A 15196-nucleotide genomic window follows, 5' to 3' on the forward strand; every position below is an offset into this window, starting at 1 on the left:
CATGCTCGATAAAACCTATCCCTATTACCTGGCCAACGAGCCGCGCACCTCCTCCGCGATGATGGAGGTATACGACAAGTTCAGCGGCGAGGTCGCCACGCGCGTGGCCGTGCCGGATGCGCAAGCCACGGAAGAAGCCATTCGCGCGGCCGTGCAAGCGGCTGGCCCCATGAAACGCTTCAAACCCTGGGCGCGCCAGGCCGTCTTGCAGCATTGCGTGAAGCGTTTTCAGGAACGTTACGACGAACTCGCCATGGCGCTGTGCATCGAGGCCGGCAAGCCGATCAAGGATGCCGCCGGCGAAGTGACGCGCCTCATCGAAACCTTCCGCATCGCCGCCGACGAAGCCGTACGCGCGAATGGCGAAACCTTGAACCTGGAACTGGCCGGACGCCTGGATGGCTACCACGGGTTTACCCGCCGCGTGCCGCTGGGGCCGGTGTCGTTCATCACACCGTTCAATTTTCCGTTGAACCTGGTGGCGCACAAGGTGGCGCCGGCGATCGCCGCCGGCTGCCCGTTCGTGCTGAAACCTTCGGAAAAAACACCTGTCGGCGCACTGATCATCGGGCAGGTGCTGGCAGAAACCGATCTGCCCAAAGGCGCCTTTTCCGTGTTGACGCTGGACGGCAAGCACTCGGCGCCGCTGGTGGAAGACGAGCGGCTGAAGCTGCTGTCCTTCACCGGCGGACAGATCGGCTGGGATCTGAAAGCACGCGCCGGCCACAAGAAGGTGACCTTGGAATTGGGCGGCAATGCCGCGTGCATCGTGGATGCCGATCAGCACGCGCACCTGGACAGGGTGATCGAGCGACTGATCTTTGGTGCGTTCTATCAATCCGGCCAGAGCTGCATCAGCGTGCAGCGCATCTATGCGCATGCATCGCTCTATGAGGAACTGAAGCAACGCCTGGTTGCCGCCGTGAAACAGCTAAAGGCCGGCGATCCGAAGGACAAGAGCGTGTTCCTCGGCCCAATGATCGATGAAGCGGCAGCAACACGACTGGAAGGCTGGATCAACGAAGCGCAGCAGGCCGGCGCCAAGATTCTCTGCGGTGGCAAGCGCAAGGGCAACATGCTGGAAGCCACGGTGATGGAAAACGTGCCGAAGGATGCCAAGGTCAATCGCATGGAAGTATTCGGGCCATTCGTGCTGCTGGTGCCGTTCGAACACATCGACGAGGCGTTCGCGATGGTCAACGACTCCGATTACGGTCTGCAGGCCGGCATCTTTACCAACAGCCTTTCCAACGGCATGCGCGCGTGGGATGAGCTGGAACAAGGCGGCGTGATCGTCAACGACGTGCCGAGCTTCCGCGTGGACAACATGCCTTATGGCGGTGTGAAGCTGTCTGGCGTGGGACGCGAGGGCGTGCGCTATGCGATCGAGGACATGACCGAGATTCGGTTAATGGTGATGCGGGAGACATGACCCGCATCATTCCGACGTCGTCATTCCGGCGAACGCCCATTGCTGCCCCGGGGAAATTTTCCGTCGTCCTTGCGGAAAGCTAAAACGACGTCATTCCAGCGAATCACTGCTGTCCGGTACGTATTTTGCGCTGCTTCGCAGGCAATCCCCACGGCCGTCATCCCGCGAAAGCGAATGACGGCCATAGAGCTTCTAGCGCTTTTCGAGCCGCGGCATCGGCAGACGACGCTAAGTGCTTGTGATCCATCATGTCGCCATGGATTCGCAAAACGCATGCCGGACAGCAGTGAGCTTGCGCTGGAATGACGAGATAGGGGTTACGCGGAAGCCTCAAGCTCCACGCATGGCGCGCCCATCGCGCGCAACCGCATCACATCGCGCAACGGTGGCGCGCCATGCTGCCGGCTGTATTCACGGCTGAACTGTGAGGGACTTTCATAACCGACGCGATGCGCCGCGGTGGCCACGTCGCAACCTTCGGTCAGCAGCAAGCGGCGGGCCTCATGCAGGCGCAACACTTTCTGGTATTGCAAGGGGCTCATCGCGGTGATCTGGCGGAAGTGGTGATGCAGCGACGAGGGGCTCATGTTCACCATGCTGGCCAGTTCGGCGATGCGCAGCGGCTTGTTGTAATGCACTCGCAGCCACTGGATGGCGCGAGCGATCTGCTGGCCCTGACCGCCGGCCATGGCGATCTGAGCGAGGCGCACGCCTTGCTCGCCGGTAAGCAATCGGTAAAGCAGTTCGCGTTCGATCAACGGCGCCAGCAACGACAGGTCGTGGGCTGAATCGAGCAAGCGCACCAGGCGCAGCAGCGGGTCGAGCACCTCGGCGCTGATCGGGCTCAGGGCAATGCCACGCGCGGTGGCAGTCGCCGGCTTGGCCAGTTTTACTTCCGACAGCCATTCGCCGATGCGCACGGGGTCAAGGCGCAAGGTGATGCACAGGCAGGGCTGCTGCGGCGAGGCACGCACCACCTGGGCGGTGACTGGGACATCGATGGAGTTGATCAGGTAGTAGCCATATTCCTGCTCCAGCCGTTCATCGCCCACCAGCACGTGCTTGTTGCCCTGGAGCAGCAACCCCAGGCACGGTTCGTACATGGCACAGCTGCGGTCGCTGGGAGCATCGGCGCGGAAGAACGACAGGGCCGGCCAGGCTGTCTGGGTGACGCCTTCCGCCTGGGCGTATCGTTCAACAATGGCTGTCAATTCCTCGCGATCCTGCTCGAGGCGGGAAGGCATCTCGATCGGTTTGAGCTGAGTGTTCATGCGGAATACCGCCTACCTGGAACGCGTGAAGCTTGCCTGTTACTGCATATCAAAGCGAGTGTTCAGGGGTGAATTTGCAGGATCAAGCAAGCATCTAGCAGGATTCGGCTACTTCGCTTTTGCTGCGCTGCGCATACTTTGCGGCCTTCCTTCGTTTTCATGTCCCTGGAGAACCGCATGGCCCTGAGCATCCGCGGCTACGCCGCGCAATCCGCCACTACCGCGCTGGCACCCCATCAGTTCGACCGGCGCGATCCGCGCGCGGACGACGTAGTGGTCGACATTCTGTATTGCGGCGTCTGTCATTCCGACATCCACACGGCCCGCAATGAATGGGGTGGCTCCCAGTATCCGGTGGTGCCCGGTCACGAAATCATTGGCCGCGTGGCCTCGGTGGGCGCACAGGTCAGCGGCTTCAAGCCAGGTGACCTGGTGGGCGTGGGCTGCATGGTGGATTCCTGCCAGCATTGCGCGGCTTGCGAACAAGGCCTGGAGCAGTACTGCAAGGAGATGCCCACCTTCACCTACAACAGCCGCGACCGTCGCGACGGCATGATGACCTACGGCGGCTACTCCGAGCGCATCGTGGTGAGCGACAAATTCGTGCTGCGCATACCGGAAGGCGTGGACCCGAAAGCTGCCGCGCCGCTGCTGTGCGCCGGCATCACCACCTGGTCGCCGCTGCACCACTGGAAGATCGGCAAGGGCCACAAGGTGGCCATCGTGGGCCTCGGCGGCCTGGGCCATATGGGCCTGAAGTTCGCCAAGGCATTGGGTGCGGACGTCACGCTGTTCACCCGTTCGCCCGGCAAGGAAGCCGAAGCGCGCCGGCTGGGCGCCAATCACGTAGTGCTGTCTACCGATGAGAAGCAGATGGCGGCGGTCGCCGGCCACTTCGATTTCATTCTCGACACGGTGCCGCACCAGCACGATCTCAATCCATATCTCGCCACGCTGAAGATCGATGGCGTGCACGTGCTGGTGGGCCTGGTGGAACCGGTGAATCCTCCGGTGCACGCCGGCAGCCTGATCTTCGGCCGCCGTTCGCTGGCGGGCTCGCTGATCGGCGGCATTGCGGAAACACAGGAAATGTTGGATTTCTGCGCCAAGCACGGCATTGTCTCGGACGTGGAGATGATCGACATCCAGGACATCAACACGGCTTACGGGCGCATGCTCAATAGCGATGTGCGTTATCGGTTCGTGATTGATATGGCGTCGCTGAAGAAGTCAGCGTGAATCACAAACCGCAGCCAAGCAGTTCCCTCCCCTGCCTGCAGGGGAGGGAACGATTGATCGCGATGCTCGATTTTGAAGCCGCCTCAAACTCGTTATCAATAGACAAGCACTGATGCGGAGCAGACCCACCACCTTAGCTGCACGTCAAGCTGCGCCGTATCGGCTCGGCGGCGCATTCCAACCCATCAAGTTGTAAATGTGAAACGTCAGCACGCCCACATATTCATGCAAGGCCATGTCGGTAAGCGCCATGTTCCAGCCATTGGGCAACCACGTCGGACGTGCATTGACGTAATCGCCGCGCACCAGCAAGGCATCCATGCCGAAGTGCTCGAAGTATGTCTGCGCACGGCGCATATGTACGGCCGAGGTCACCAGCACGATGCGCTGGGGCATGTATGCCTTGATCATCGGCCGCACGAACTGCGCGTTCTGCCAGGTATTCAGGCTATTCGCTTCTAGCAGGAGGTCATTGCGGTCCACGCCCATGTCCACGAGCGCATCGCCGTAAACCTCCGCTTCCGCCCTGCCGTAGTGCAAAGGGTCACCGCCGCTCACGATCACCTTGCACTCGCTGCCACTTTGCTTGCAGGCGTGGTACAGCTTGTAGCTTTCGATCAGCCGGTTGCCGGCGAAGATCATCGGGCCTACCTCGCCGGTGGCCGCCACGCGCGAGGTGCCCACGCCCAGCACGACGATGGCGTTGCGCTGCGCCCAGGTCACCTTGGGCCGGGTGGCATACGGCGCTTGCAGGTGCGTGAGCAGCCACGCCGGCAAGAAACCGCAGGCGCTGACCACGAACAGCACGAATGCCAGTCCGTAGAACACCCATCCGCCACGGTCACGACGAAAGCGGCCTACCACATAACCCATCAGGCAAAGCAGCAACAACAGCAGCAACATGCAAGTTTTCCTTGTCGAAAGAAACAAGCGTAACGCAAGCTTTCTATGACCGCAGGCGCGTCATCGACGGTGCATCAGCGCGCAGCATGCCTGTACGCGGGCGGATTCCAGCCCATGGCATTGTAGATGTCGTATACCAGCACGCCGGCGTATTCATGCAAGCATCTGTCAGTCAGCGCCATGCTCTGGCTGTTGGGGAGCCATGAGTACCACAAGCCAACGTAATCGCCGCGCACTGGCAAGGCATCGATGCCGAAGTGCTCGAACGCCTTTTGCGCGCGACGCATGTGCATCGCCGACGTCACCAGCACTATGCGCTGTGGTGCATAGGCCTTGAGCATGGGTTGCACGAATTGGGCGTTCTGCCAGGTATTCAGGCTGCGCGACTCAAGCATGAGGTCGTCGCGGTTCACGCCCATGCGCAGCAAGGTATCGCCATACACTGCCGCTTCGCTCTTGCCGACATGGGATCCATCGCCGCCGCTGACGATCAGCTTGCAATCGTTGCCGGTCCGCTTGCATTCGCGATATAGCGCGTAGCTTTCGACCAGCCGGTTGCCCGCAGTCACGGGTGGGATCACTTCGCCGGTGGCGAAAATCAGCGTGTTGCCTGCGCCCAACACCACGATGGCATTGCGCGGCGCCCAGGTGACGGTTGGATGGCCGGCATAAGGCGCTTGCAGATGCATGGCCAGCCACATGGGCACGGGACCGCAAGCGCTGGCTGCGAACAAGACCAGTGCCAGGCCGTAGCACACCCATCCAGCACGGCGGCGGCAAAAACGATTTGCCACCAAACCCAGCACGCAAAGCAGTAGCAACAGCAGCAACATGCGAGCCATCCCGGTCGAAAAAGCGTAAGCCTAATGCAAGCGCCATGTGACCGCAGAACGCGCTTCCCCTACTCTGCGCAGCATGACGTCGATACTGCACACCCTCGTTGCGCCGTTCCAGCACAGCGAAGACATTCGCAAAAGCCGCTTCCTCGCCCGGGCCGCTCCGGTGGAAACACCGCAGCAGGCATTGGCCTATGTGCAGCAGGTGAGCGATGCGTCCGCCACGCACAATTGCTGGGCGTACCGTATCGGCCAGGACTACCGGTTCAACGACGACGGCGAGCCGGGCGGCACCGCCGGGCGCCCGATCCTGCAGGCGATCGAGGGCCAGGGTATCGATCGTGCGGTGGTGGTGGTGACGCGCTGGTACGGCGGCATCAAGCTGGGCGCTGGCGGCCTGGCGCGGGCCTATGGCGGCACGGCGGCCGAATGCCTGCGGCTGGCCGAGCGGACGCCTATCGTGGCGTTGGCGCGGCTGGGTCTGCACTGCGAGTTTGCCGAGCTGGCGCTGATGAAAGCGCGGCTGAAAGAGCTTGGCGTGGAGATCGAGCAGGAAAGCTTCGAGGCCGGTGGGGTAACGTTGCGGATGCGTCTTCCCGCCGCACGGGTGCATGAGGCCAGGGCGCGTATCGTCGATATCAGCCGTGGACGGAGCGAGGGGTATGCGCTTGAGGGGTAGCCCGCACCTGCCTCGCCGCCATCACGCGCGGCGCGCGGAACGATCATTGAATCACCTCCGGCCACCCTTATCTGATTCTCCATCTCCCTCACGGCGAACCTCATGAGCTCGACGCCCGCGAACGATCCCAAGCCCCGTCGCCGTATCGGTTCCCTGAAGTTGCTCTGGCCGTTCGTGAAACCCCATCGCATGTTGGCGGTGGGCTGGCTGGCGTTCCTGGCCATTTCTTCCGGCTCTACGCTGGTGCTGCCGATGGCGGTGCGGCACATGATCGACCATGGCTTTCGCAACTCCAGCCTCACGGCGATCAATGCCAGCTTCCTTGGATTGTTCGTGGTGGCCCTGGTGATGGCGTTTGCCACGGCGGCGCGCTTCTATTGCATCTCGCTCCTGGGCGAACGCACGCTCGCTGCGTTGCGCGCCAAGCTGTACGCGCACGTGATTCGGCTGGACGTGAGCTTCTTCGAACGCAATCGCGTGGGCGAACTTATTTCGCGCCTGGGCACCGATACGGAAGTGGTACAGGCCTTGGTGGGCTCCGGCATTTCGGTGGCGCTGCGCAGCGCAGTGATGCTGATCGGCGCAACGGCGGCGATGATCTGGACCAGCCCGCACCTGGCCGGCCTTACCGCGCTGGTGATTCCGGCGGTGGTGCTGCCGATCCTGATTTTCGGGCGCCGCGTGCAGAAGCTTTCGCGCGCCAGCCAGGATCGCCTCGCCGACACTGCCGCCATCGCCAATGAAACGCTCAATGCCGCCACCGCGGTAAAGGCATATGCGCGCGAAGGCATCGAGAGTGATCGCTATGGCAACGCCATCATGCGCGCGCTGGCGACGGCGCGCGAACGGATCGGCATGCGCACATTGCTGACCGCGGCAGTGATCGTGCTGTTCTTCGGCGCGATCACACTGGTGCTGTGGGTGGGTGCGCGCGACGTGCTGGATGGCAGCCTGGATGCCGGCGTGCTGGCGCAGTTCGTGGTGTACGCGATGCTCTCCGGCGGATCGATGATGGGCCTTTCCGACGTGTGGGGCGACGTGCTGCGCGCGGCCGGCGCGATGGAACGTATCGGCGAACTGTTCAACGAGGAACCGACGATTGCCGACCCGCCGCATCCGCAAACCTTGCCGCAACCGGTACTCGGCGCCTTGCGTTTTGAGGATGTGGAGTTCCACTACCCCACCCGCCCGGACGCGCCGGCGCTGCATCAGTTCAACCTGGATATCCGCCCCGGTGAAACGGTGGCGCTGGTAGGTCCCTCGGGCGCCGGCAAGAGCACGGTATTTGCACTGCTGCTGCGCTTCTACGATCCGCAGCGCGGGCGCATTTGCTTCGATGGTATCGACCTGCGCGCCATGGCCTTGCCCGAGCTGCGCGGCGCAATTGCCCTGGTGCCGCAAGAAACGGTGATCTTCGGCGGCACCACGGCCAACAACATCCGCTTCGGCCGCCAGGATGCCAGCGACGAGGAAGTCCGCGCCGCGGCCCGCGCCGCCGAAGCGCACGACTTCATCCAAATGCTGCCCGATGGTTATGAGGCTGAGCTGGGCGAGCGCGGGGTGCGACTATCCGGCGGCCAGCGCCAGCGCATTGCGATTGCGCGTGCGATTCTGCGCAACGCGCCGCTGCTGTTGCTGGATGAGGCGACCTCGGCGCTGGATGCGCAATCGGAGGCGGCGATCCAGCAAGCCCTGGAGCGACTGGAAAAGGGCCGCACCACCCTGGTGATCGCCCACCGCCTGGCCACCGTGCAACGCGCGGATCGGATCGTAGTGATGGATGGCGGACGCATCGTGGCGCAAGGCACCCACGAAAGCCTGCTGGCGGAAGGCGGACTTTATGCGGAGCTGGCGCGCCTGCAGTTTGTGGCTTGAGCGGGTGCGCCGGCTTTGATGCGGCTCTTGATGCTGGGATTTCATCCCAGCCTACGCGGCTCGCGATTTAGGGATAACTATTTCTATCGATTTAAATAATCATTCAAAAAAGAAAACCCTGCCGCTAGCAGGGTTTTCTCGTTGAAGCATGGTAACAATGACGGATGACTACGCGATTTCGACGCCGGACGCCTGGGCACCCTTCGGGCCCGTGGTCACTTCGAACTTCACGCGCTGACCTTCTTGCAGGCTGCGGAAGCCCTTGGAGTTGATCGCCGAGAAATGGACAAACACGTCCTCCCCACCGTCCTCGGGCGCGATAAAGCCGAAACCCTTGGCATCATTGAACCATTTGACCGTACCGAAACGCATTTGCGTGAACCTCTGAATCTAAGGACTGGATGCACCAAGTCTCCGCGAGAACCACCTCTACCCCTAGGTCCGCCGCCCCTGGCACAGGCGAAGTATCCTCATGTTTTCAGGCAAAGCGCAATATGCAGTGCGGCTTGGCCCGGCTGGAATGATCAGCTTTTGAGCAGTTCGGCAAGAATGGGGGGCACGGCCGCCGTCGCTGCCGCCAGGTGCGCAAAGATTTCCTCGATGCTGATTTCCGCCTCGTCGCCGCAACCGGCGGCGAAGTTGGCGACCAGCGCCAGGCATGCGTAATCCAGTTCCAGTTCGCGCGCCAAGGCCGCTTCCGGCATGCCGGTCATGCCGACCAGATCGCAGCCGTCGCGCTTCATGCGCGCGATCTCCGCACGGGTTTCCAGGCGCGGTCCCTGGGTGGCGCCATAGCAGCCGCCATCGATCGCCGCGATCCCTGCCCGCTTTGCTGCGTCGATCAGCGCAGTGCGCAAGGAAGCGGTATACGGCTCGCTGAAATCGATGTGCTTGACCTCGGCGCCTTCCACGTCGCAGAAACTCGTATAGCGGCCATGGGTGTAGTCGATGACCTGGTCCGGCACCACGATGGCGCGCGGCCCCATGTCGTTGCGAATGCCGCCGACCGCATTGACGCCGATGACCCGGCGCGCGCCCAGGTGGTGCAAGGCCCATACGTTGGCGCGATAGTTCACCCGGTGCGGCGGCAAGGTATGGCTTTCGCCGTGGCGCGCGAGAAAGGCGATGCGGCGGCCGGCGAAATCGCCCACCACGACATCACCGGATGCCGGGCCATAAGGTGTGTCCGCGCTTTGCCGCGTGGCGTTTTCCAGGCCAGGGAACTGGTACAGGCCGCTGCCGCCGATGACGGCGAGGTCGATGGGTTGTGACATCACGCTTTCCTGTCGCTAACACCTCGGAGCCGTCATTCCCGCGAAAGCGGGAATCCATCTTGCTCTTTGGCGGGATCGAAAAATGGATTCCCGCTTACGCGGGAATGGCGGCCAAAAGATAGTGCGCGGCTATTCTTTCAACGCGTAGATGGCAGGCAGGTTACGGCCTTGCTCGTAATAATCCATGCCATAACCGAAGACGTAGCGGTCGGGCAGTTCCACGCCATTGAAATCGCTTTGGATACCATCCACGCAACGGCCGTGCACTTTGCGGCATAGCGTGGCGATCAGCACGCGCCTGGCACCGCGGCGCAGGCAATCGTCGCGTACGGCCTTGAGGGTATGCCCTTCGTCGAGAATGTCATCGACCAGCAATACGGTACGCCCTTCCAATGCCACGGCAGGTTCGCGCAGCCAATGCAGATCGTTGCCGGAGGTGGCGCCGCGGTAGCGCGTGGCATGGACGTAATCGAACTCCATATCCGTGCGGACCGACAACGCAAGCTGGGCACCGAACATCAGCGCGCCATTCATCACGGTGAGAAACACTGCGCGCTCGCCATCGAGCGCCGCATCGACAGCCCGCCCCAGGTGGGCGATGACGCTTTCAAGATCCTGGCGCGCGAACAGTATGTCGGAGCGCGTGAGTGCTTCGGCCAGCGAGGGAACCGTCGTGGTTGTGCTCATAGCAAAGCCCTTTAGCTATTCAATGCGGTAACGCGCGCGACGAAATGATCGCGCTGCGGATTATCGAGCAGGCTGGCCCAGGTGGAACCGATCGCGCCACGCAGGGCGGCGACGCGCTGCCTGCTGATGTCAGACGGTGCGGGGATGGCGGCAATGGCTTGTTCCACCACGTTGGGGAAGCAGGCGAGCACGAGATCGCAGCCCGCCTGCAGATGCGCGTGCACCCGTTCGGCCACGCCACCGGCAACGCCGGCCGCGGCCATGCTGATGTCATCACTGATCACGGCGCCGTTGAAGCCCAGCTCAGTACGCAGGATGTCTGCAATCCAGCGGCGCGAATAGCCGGCCGGCTGATCATCTACGGCGGGATAGACCACGTGCGCCATCATGACGGCTTCGGCACGCGCCGAAAAACCTTCCAGGAACGGACGCAGGTCGTTCTGGCGAATCGCATCCAGCGAACGCGGATCGATCGCCTGCGCCTTGTGCGTATCGATGGCGACCGAACCATGGCCAGGAAAATGCTTCAGCACGGCCGCCATGCCGCCGAGGTGGATACCGCGCACGTAGGCGTGGATCAGTTCCCCGGCGACCTCGGGATCGGCATGAAAGGCGCGCGTGCCGATGGCGGCATTGCCGCGCGCAAGATCGGCCACCGGCGCGAAGCTGAAATCGATGCCGCTGGCGCGCAGTTCGCTCGCCATCACCCAGGCGTGTTCTTCTGCCAGCTTGATCGCTTCGGCCGGATCGCGGTCATACACCTCGCCGATCTTCAGCAAGGGCGGCAGGCGCGTGAAATCCGTGCGGAAGCGCTGCACGGGGCCGCCTTCCTGATCGACCGCGAGCAGGAAATCCTCGCCCGCTATGTCGCGAATCGATTCGGCCAATGCCAGCAGTTGTTCGCGGTTGCTGTAATTGCGCGAAAACAGGATCACACCAGCCACGCCCGGCGCGGTAAGCCATGCATGTTCGTGCGGTAGCAATGCGGTGCCCGCGATACCGATCAACAGCATCAGTCGCCCTCCCCTGCCTGCACGTCGGGAGCATTGCGCTCATCCGCGCTCCACTCGCCATATGGATGCTCGAGCAGGTTGACGTTGTAGTAGCGCGCCAGTGTGCTCACCTCGCGGCCCAACCATTCCGGGTGTGGATAGGCAGCATGCGTTTCAGGCAATTCGAGTTCGGCCACGACCAATCCATGATTGGCGCCGAGAAATTCGTCGATCTCGAACGTCCAGCCTTCGACTTCCACATGATGGCGAACTTTTTCCAGCGCGCCGTTGCACATGGTCGCCAGCATGGCTTGCGCATCGGCAAGCGCCAGCGGCAATTCGTATTCGGCCCGCGCGATACCCAGTTCCACTGACTTGATATTGAGCCAGGCCTGCTCGCCGCTGATGCGGACGCGCACGGAAGCGCGCGCGGTGCCGTCGCGCAGTGCACGCACGTCCACCAGGTACCCCTGCGCAATATGCTTGCTGGTACTGACTGCCTTGCGCCAATCGTCATTGGCGAGCAGGAATTTGCGTTCGATTTCGATGCCCATTGAAGAAGTTTACCTGCGTTCGAACAAGGCAATGGATTCAACATGAGCAGTATGCGGAAACATGTCCATCACGCCGGCTGACTTCAAACGGAAACCATGCTGGTTCACCAGGATGCCCGCATCGCGCGCCAGCGATGCAGGATGACATGAGACGTACACAATGCGTGCCGTTTCTTTGTGCGGCAGGTATTCCAACACTTTGTCCGCGCCGGCGCGGGGCGGATCGAGCAGCAGCTTGTCCCAGGGCTTGCGCGCCCAATCGGTGCCGCGCTGATCTTCGAACAGATTGGCGACGTGGAAACGCGCGTTGCTCAAGCCGTTGCGCGTGGCGTTGTCGGCGGCACGCGCCACCAGGCCATGCTCGCCTTCCACGCCGGTGATTTCGGCAACGCGACGGGCCAGCGGCAAGGTGAAGTTGCCCAGGCCGCAGAACAGATCCAGCACGCGATCGTGCGGTTGCGGATCGAGCAGTTCGACCGTTCGCTGCATCATGCGGCGGTTCATGCCTGCATTGACTTGCACGAAATCGAGCGGCTGGAATTCCAGCTCCACGTCTTGCACGCCCTCGCCGGCAGGAATGCGGAACGCCAGGCGCGGATGTTCGGGCCACAGCGGATGCACGCTGCTGACGCCGCCGGGCTGCAGGTAGATGGCAAAGCCGTGCTCCTGCCCGAACGCGATCAGCTTTGCGCGATCGCTTTCGCTCAACGGCTGCAAGTGGCGGAACACCAAGGCAACGGTGTCGTCGCCGGCTGCGAATTCGATCTGCGCGATATCAGCCGCAGCGTCCATGCTGCCGACCAGTTCGCCGAGCAAGCCGATCTTGGGGCCGAGCGCGGGATGCACCACGTCGCAATGCAGGATGTCCGCCACGAAACGTGGATTGTTTTCCTCGCGGAAGCCAACGAGTACGCGACCTTTCTTGGCCACGGCGCGGACCGACAAGCGCCCCTTGCGGCGATAACCCCAGGCTTGGTCGGTAAGCGGCGACAGCCAGCTTTCGGGTTCCACTTTGCCGATGCGTGCGAAGTTGTCGACCAGCACGCGCTGCTTGGCTTCGATTTGCGCGGCAGCGTCCAGGTGCTGCAACGAGCATCCGCCGCATTGGCCGAAATGGCTGCAACGCGGTTCCACGCGATGCGGCGAACGGGCGAGGATCTCCAGGGTTTCCGCTTCGTCGAAATTGCGATGGCGCTTGCGGATGCGCAGGCGCACCTGCTCGCCCAACAACGCGCCGCTGACGAATACCGTTTTGCCATCGATGCGGGCCACGCCCCGGCCGTCGTGACTCAGATCGGTGATGGCGGCTTCAAACTCGTTCATGCTTGGGGAAACTCGGGAGGCCGGATCGCACACGATCCGGGCGGGAAACGGAAAAGGAAGAAGGGCGGACCTCGCCGGCCACCCAGCTGTTCATGATACCGCGGCAGGCGAGCTTAACGCTCCGCGACGGCGCCCTGGGTGGCCGACTTGAGGCGCTTGACCAGCAACGGCCATTCGATGCGGTTCTGGGTACCGGTCACGTGCATGTACGGCAGGCCACTGCCTTCGACGATCGAATAGCCGCCGTCGTCGCCATCCAGCCCGCTGAGTGTGCATACGCCGTTCTGCAACGCGACGTTGAGGCCCATCCGCTTGTAGCTGGCGCTCTTGAACAGCTTCATCATCGCGCTCTGCAAGCCGCTGGCCGGCGAGCCGCCGGTAATGACCGAAAGATTGTTGGCCGCGCGCAAGCTGATGCGGCCACCGTTCTCTGCCAGCAACGACGCCTTGAACGCCACCGGGCTGCCGCCTATCAGCTGCAACCCGGCGATGCTGCCATCCAGCTTGCCGCTGATGGCGCCGAAGTTGAAGGTATCGGCCAAGGGTGCCAGGTCGATCTGATGCAGCGTTACATCCGCGCTCAGGCCGGGAGTGTTGCCGAACGGCAGTTGTACGGCGAGGTGGTCGATTTGGGCGGTGCCGCCGAACGCCTTGATGGTCCATTGGCCATCCAGTGCATAGCGATCCCCCGTCCAGTGCATCGAAGAAACGTTGCCGTCCAGCGTGCCGGGGATCGGCGCCCACCCGAGCGCTTGACTGACTGCCGCCATGTCCGCGCCTGAGACGCTGGCTGCCAGGTCGAAGCGCTCTGCTTTCGCGCCATCCAGCCGCCAGTCGAAGCGAGTCAGCTGGGCGCGGCCTTTCCATGCCGCCAACTGCAGCGGTGCTTGCAGGCTCAAGACGCCATCATGACTGCGCCAGCGCGATTGCATCGCGCCGCTGGTGAATTGGCGCAGCGCCAGCTGGTTCCACGCCAAGGTGGTCGCGGCTTTTTCGCTTTGCGCGGACCAGTCCAGCTCGCCGTGCAGGCCGCTCGCCTGCCATTGATCCGTGCTGTCGGCGACATCCAATGCCTCGGTGCGCAAACCGAAGCTGCGCAGGTGCTCGCCTGCATAGTCCACATGCCCCTCGAGCTGCCCGGCGATTTGCAGGTCGGGTGCGATCAGATTATCCAGCCACGGCCCGCCGTAGCGTTCGTAGGCTGCGGGGAAACGCGCCCGGAAGCTCTCCAGCTTGAGCTTCGGCAGAGTGCCCTTGGCATCGATGGTCAGCGCGCCGTTCAGCTGCAATGCGTCGGCATCGTCCATGTGCAAGCGGTTGACGGCCAGGCTGCCGCGCTCGGCGCTGGCATTGAGATCCAGCACGACGTCATGGGCGGGTAATTTGGCTAGCACCGGACCAAGCTGCAGTTCACCGTTATGAATGCCTCCGTTCAAGGTCAACTGGGCGGGCCGTGCCGTGGCGTCCAGCTCGAAACGCGCGTGTCCGTCCAAACCTTGGCCCGCGGTAGTGCCGGTGGGGGTAGCGTATTTGATGTCGGCGAAGGTGACGTCGCCGGAAGACTGGAACCCATCCTCGCGCACGTCAAGCGCGAGATCCGCATCCAGCTTGCCGCCCGCGATATGCGCCGGCCAGATGGCGGCGAGCAAGCCCTGTAGCCAGCTGGCAGGGAAATTGCGCAGGTTGACCTGCGCGTGCGTAGGCTGGTCGAGCGGGAATGCCGTATCGATGCGCGCGATGCCCTGGCTGGCGTTGATCTCCAGCGTGTTCGCGGAGGCGTCGACGACCAGGTTCATGGCGGCGTTGCTCAGCGCACCGCCGGGTGCGCCGCTGAGCTGCACGGTACCGTCGAACATCCAGCGCATCCGCACATCACGGTGCAGGTTGCCCTCCATCACAATGCCGACCTTTCGCCAGCCGAATCCGGGTATGTCGGCCTTGCCGGCACGCAGGCTGATCTGTACGGTGTCGGGTGATGCGCCGGGGGTGAGTTGCGCACGCACATCCTGCAAGCTTACCCCGGGCATATCGACGCGCTTGGCGACCACGACGGTGCCGGCCCAGGTGGGTGCAGCCCACAACAGGGTCCAGAGAGCACACATGGCAAGCGGGCGGCGGAGTGAAAACATGA

15 protein-coding genes are annotated in these 15196 nt (G+C 62.8%); 4 read left to right on the forward strand and 11 right to left on the reverse strand.

What is annotated here, in order from left to right; all coding sequences use genetic code 11:
* Nucleotide 1: 1 nt before the first annotated feature.
* Complete coding sequence (locus V7M64_RS11365; RefSeq protein ID WP_333679260.1) at nt 2–1432, forward strand: aldehyde dehydrogenase family protein; 1431 nt, start codon at nt 2–4, stop codon at nt 1430–1432.
* 20 nt (nt 1433–1452) lie between these two features.
* On the opposite strand, the gene V7M64_RS11370 is transcribed toward V7M64_RS11365, so the two are convergent.
* Complete coding sequence (locus V7M64_RS11370) at nt 1453–1617, reverse strand: hypothetical protein (protein ID WP_333679261.1); 165 nt, start codon at nt 1615–1617, stop codon at nt 1453–1455.
* Between the two features lie 132 nt (nt 1618–1749).
* Nucleotides 1750–2703 (reverse strand): AraC family transcriptional regulator, encoded by a 954-nt coding sequence (locus V7M64_RS11375; RefSeq protein WP_333679262.1) that lies wholly within the window; start codon nt 2701–2703, stop codon nt 1750–1752.
* 177 nt (nt 2704–2880) lie between these two features.
* Between V7M64_RS11375 and V7M64_RS11380 the strand changes: the two genes are divergently transcribed.
* Nucleotides 2881–3942 carry an NAD(P)-dependent alcohol dehydrogenase gene (locus V7M64_RS11380; protein WP_333679263.1) on the forward strand — a complete coding sequence of 354 codons (1062 nt, stop codon included), beginning with the start codon at nt 2881–2883 and terminating at the stop codon, nt 3940–3942.
* Between the two features lie 144 nt (nt 3943–4086).
* Here the strand turns inward: V7M64_RS11380 and V7M64_RS11385 are convergent, their stop codons facing one another.
* Both V7M64_RS11385 and V7M64_RS11390 read right to left on the reverse strand, forming a co-directional pair.
* Complete coding sequence (locus V7M64_RS11385; protein ID WP_333679264.1) at nt 4087–4845, reverse strand: YdcF family protein; 759 nt, start codon at nt 4843–4845, stop codon at nt 4087–4089.
* Nucleotides 4846–4919: 74 nt separating this feature from the next.
* The gene (locus V7M64_RS11390; RefSeq protein WP_333679265.1) at nt 4920–5678 is read right to left on the reverse strand and encodes a YdcF family protein; all 759 of its coding nucleotides are present in this window, start codon (nt 5676–5678) and stop codon (nt 4920–4922) included.
* Between the two features lie 82 nt (nt 5679–5760).
* Here V7M64_RS11390 and V7M64_RS11395 point away from each other — a divergent pair, with 82 nt between their 5' ends.
* Nucleotides 5761–6360, forward strand: coding sequence for a YigZ family protein (locus tag V7M64_RS11395; protein ID WP_333679291.1), 600 nt, complete (start codon nt 5761–5763; stop codon nt 6358–6360).
* A 102-nt stretch (nt 6361–6462) separates the two neighbouring features.
* Nucleotides 6463–8235, forward strand: coding sequence for an ABC transporter transmembrane domain-containing protein (locus V7M64_RS11400; RefSeq protein ID WP_333679266.1), 1773 nt, complete (start codon nt 6463–6465; stop codon nt 8233–8235).
* Between the two features lie 168 nt (nt 8236–8403).
* Here the strand turns inward: V7M64_RS11400 and V7M64_RS11405 are convergent, their stop codons facing one another.
* The 7 genes from V7M64_RS11405 to V7M64_RS11435 form a co-directional block, all read right to left on the reverse strand.
* The gene (locus tag V7M64_RS11405) at nt 8404–8607 is read right to left on the reverse strand and encodes a cold-shock protein (protein WP_324150468.1); all 204 of its coding nucleotides are present in this window, start codon (nt 8605–8607) and stop codon (nt 8404–8406) included.
* Nucleotides 8608–8759: 152 nt separating this feature from the next.
* Nucleotides 8760–9509: an S-methyl-5'-thioinosine phosphorylase gene (locus V7M64_RS11410; RefSeq protein WP_333679267.1), complete on the reverse strand. Its 750-nt coding sequence runs from the start codon at nt 9507–9509 to the stop codon at nt 8760–8762.
* 129 nt (nt 9510–9638) lie between these two features.
* Complete coding sequence (locus V7M64_RS11415; protein ID WP_333679268.1) at nt 9639–10196, reverse strand: hypoxanthine-guanine phosphoribosyltransferase; 558 nt, start codon at nt 10194–10196, stop codon at nt 9639–9641.
* Between the two features lie 11 nt (nt 10197–10207).
* The gene (gene nagZ / locus V7M64_RS11420) at nt 10208–11209 is read right to left on the reverse strand and encodes a beta-N-acetylhexosaminidase (protein WP_333679269.1); all 1002 of its coding nucleotides are present in this window, start codon (nt 11207–11209) and stop codon (nt 10208–10210) included.
* Nucleotides 11209–11742: a CYTH domain-containing protein gene (locus tag V7M64_RS11425; protein ID WP_333679270.1), complete on the reverse strand. Its 534-nt coding sequence runs from the start codon at nt 11740–11742 to the stop codon at nt 11209–11211. The genes nagZ and V7M64_RS11425 overlap by 1 nt, the downstream gene beginning before the upstream one ends.
* 9 nt (nt 11743–11751) lie before the next feature.
* Nucleotides 11752–13065, reverse strand: coding sequence for a 23S rRNA (uracil(1939)-C(5))-methyltransferase RlmD (gene rlmD, locus V7M64_RS11430; RefSeq protein ID WP_333679271.1), 1314 nt, complete (start codon nt 13063–13065; stop codon nt 11752–11754).
* 113 nt (nt 13066–13178) lie between these two features.
* Nucleotides 13179–15194, reverse strand: a complete 2016-nt coding sequence (locus V7M64_RS11435; protein WP_333679272.1) for a hypothetical protein — start codon at nt 15192–15194, stop codon at nt 13179–13181.
* Between the last annotated feature and the right edge of the window lie 2 nt (nt 15195–15196).

Source organism: Dyella sp. (assembly GCF_036746095.1).
Lineage (GTDB): Bacteria > Pseudomonadota > Gammaproteobacteria > Xanthomonadales > Rhodanobacteraceae > Dyella_B.

What these genes read in the sequence shown, in the direction of transcription:
- V7M64_RS11375 (WP_333679262.1), bottom strand. Translation starts at nt 2,703, where the DNA reads ATGAACACTCAGCTCAAACCGATCGAGATGCCTTCCCGCCTCGAGCAG.
- V7M64_RS11405 (WP_324150468.1), bottom strand. Translation starts at nt 8,607, where the DNA reads ATGCGTTTCGGTACGGTCAAATGGTTCAATGATGCCAAGGGTTTCGGC.
- V7M64_RS11380 (WP_333679263.1), top strand. Translation starts at nt 2,881, where the DNA reads ATGGCCCTGAGCATCCGCGGCTACGCCGCGCAATCCGCCACTACCGCG.
- nagZ (WP_333679269.1), bottom strand. Translation starts at nt 11,209, where the DNA reads ATGCTGTTGATCGGTATCGCGGGCACCGCATTGCTACCGCACGAACAT.
- V7M64_RS11390 (WP_333679265.1), bottom strand. Translation starts at nt 5,678, where the DNA reads ATGTTGCTGCTGTTGCTACTGCTTTGCGTGCTGGGTTTGGTGGCAAAT.
- V7M64_RS11385 (WP_333679264.1), bottom strand. Translation starts at nt 4,845, where the DNA reads ATGTTGCTGCTGTTGTTGCTGCTTTGCCTGATGGGTTATGTGGTAGGC.
- V7M64_RS11395 (WP_333679291.1), top strand. Translation starts at nt 5,761, where the DNA reads ATGACGTCGATACTGCACACCCTCGTTGCGCCGTTCCAGCACAGCGAA.
- V7M64_RS11425 (WP_333679270.1), bottom strand. Translation starts at nt 11,742, where the DNA reads ATGGGCATCGAAATCGAACGCAAATTCCTGCTCGCCAATGACGATTGG.
- V7M64_RS11410 (WP_333679267.1), bottom strand. Translation starts at nt 9,509, where the DNA reads ATGTCACAACCCATCGACCTCGCCGTCATCGGCGGCAGCGGCCTGTAC.
- rlmD (WP_333679271.1), bottom strand. Translation starts at nt 13,065, where the DNA reads ATGAACGAGTTTGAAGCCGCCATCACCGATCTGAGTCACGACGGCCGG.
- V7M64_RS11365 (WP_333679260.1), top strand. Translation starts at nt 2, where the DNA reads ATGCTCGATAAAACCTATCCCTATTACCTGGCCAACGAGCCGCGCACC.
- V7M64_RS11435 (WP_333679272.1), bottom strand. Translation starts at nt 15,194, where the DNA reads ATGTTTTCACTCCGCCGCCCGCTTGCCATGTGTGCTCTCTGGACCCTG.
- V7M64_RS11370 (WP_333679261.1), bottom strand. Translation starts at nt 1,617, where the DNA reads ATGGCCGTCATTCGCTTTCGCGGGATGACGGCCGTGGGGATTGCCTGC.
- V7M64_RS11415 (WP_333679268.1), bottom strand. Translation starts at nt 10,196, where the DNA reads ATGAGCACAACCACGACGGTTCCCTCGCTGGCCGAAGCACTCACGCGC.
- V7M64_RS11400 (WP_333679266.1), top strand. Translation starts at nt 6,463, where the DNA reads ATGAGCTCGACGCCCGCGAACGATCCCAAGCCCCGTCGCCGTATCGGT.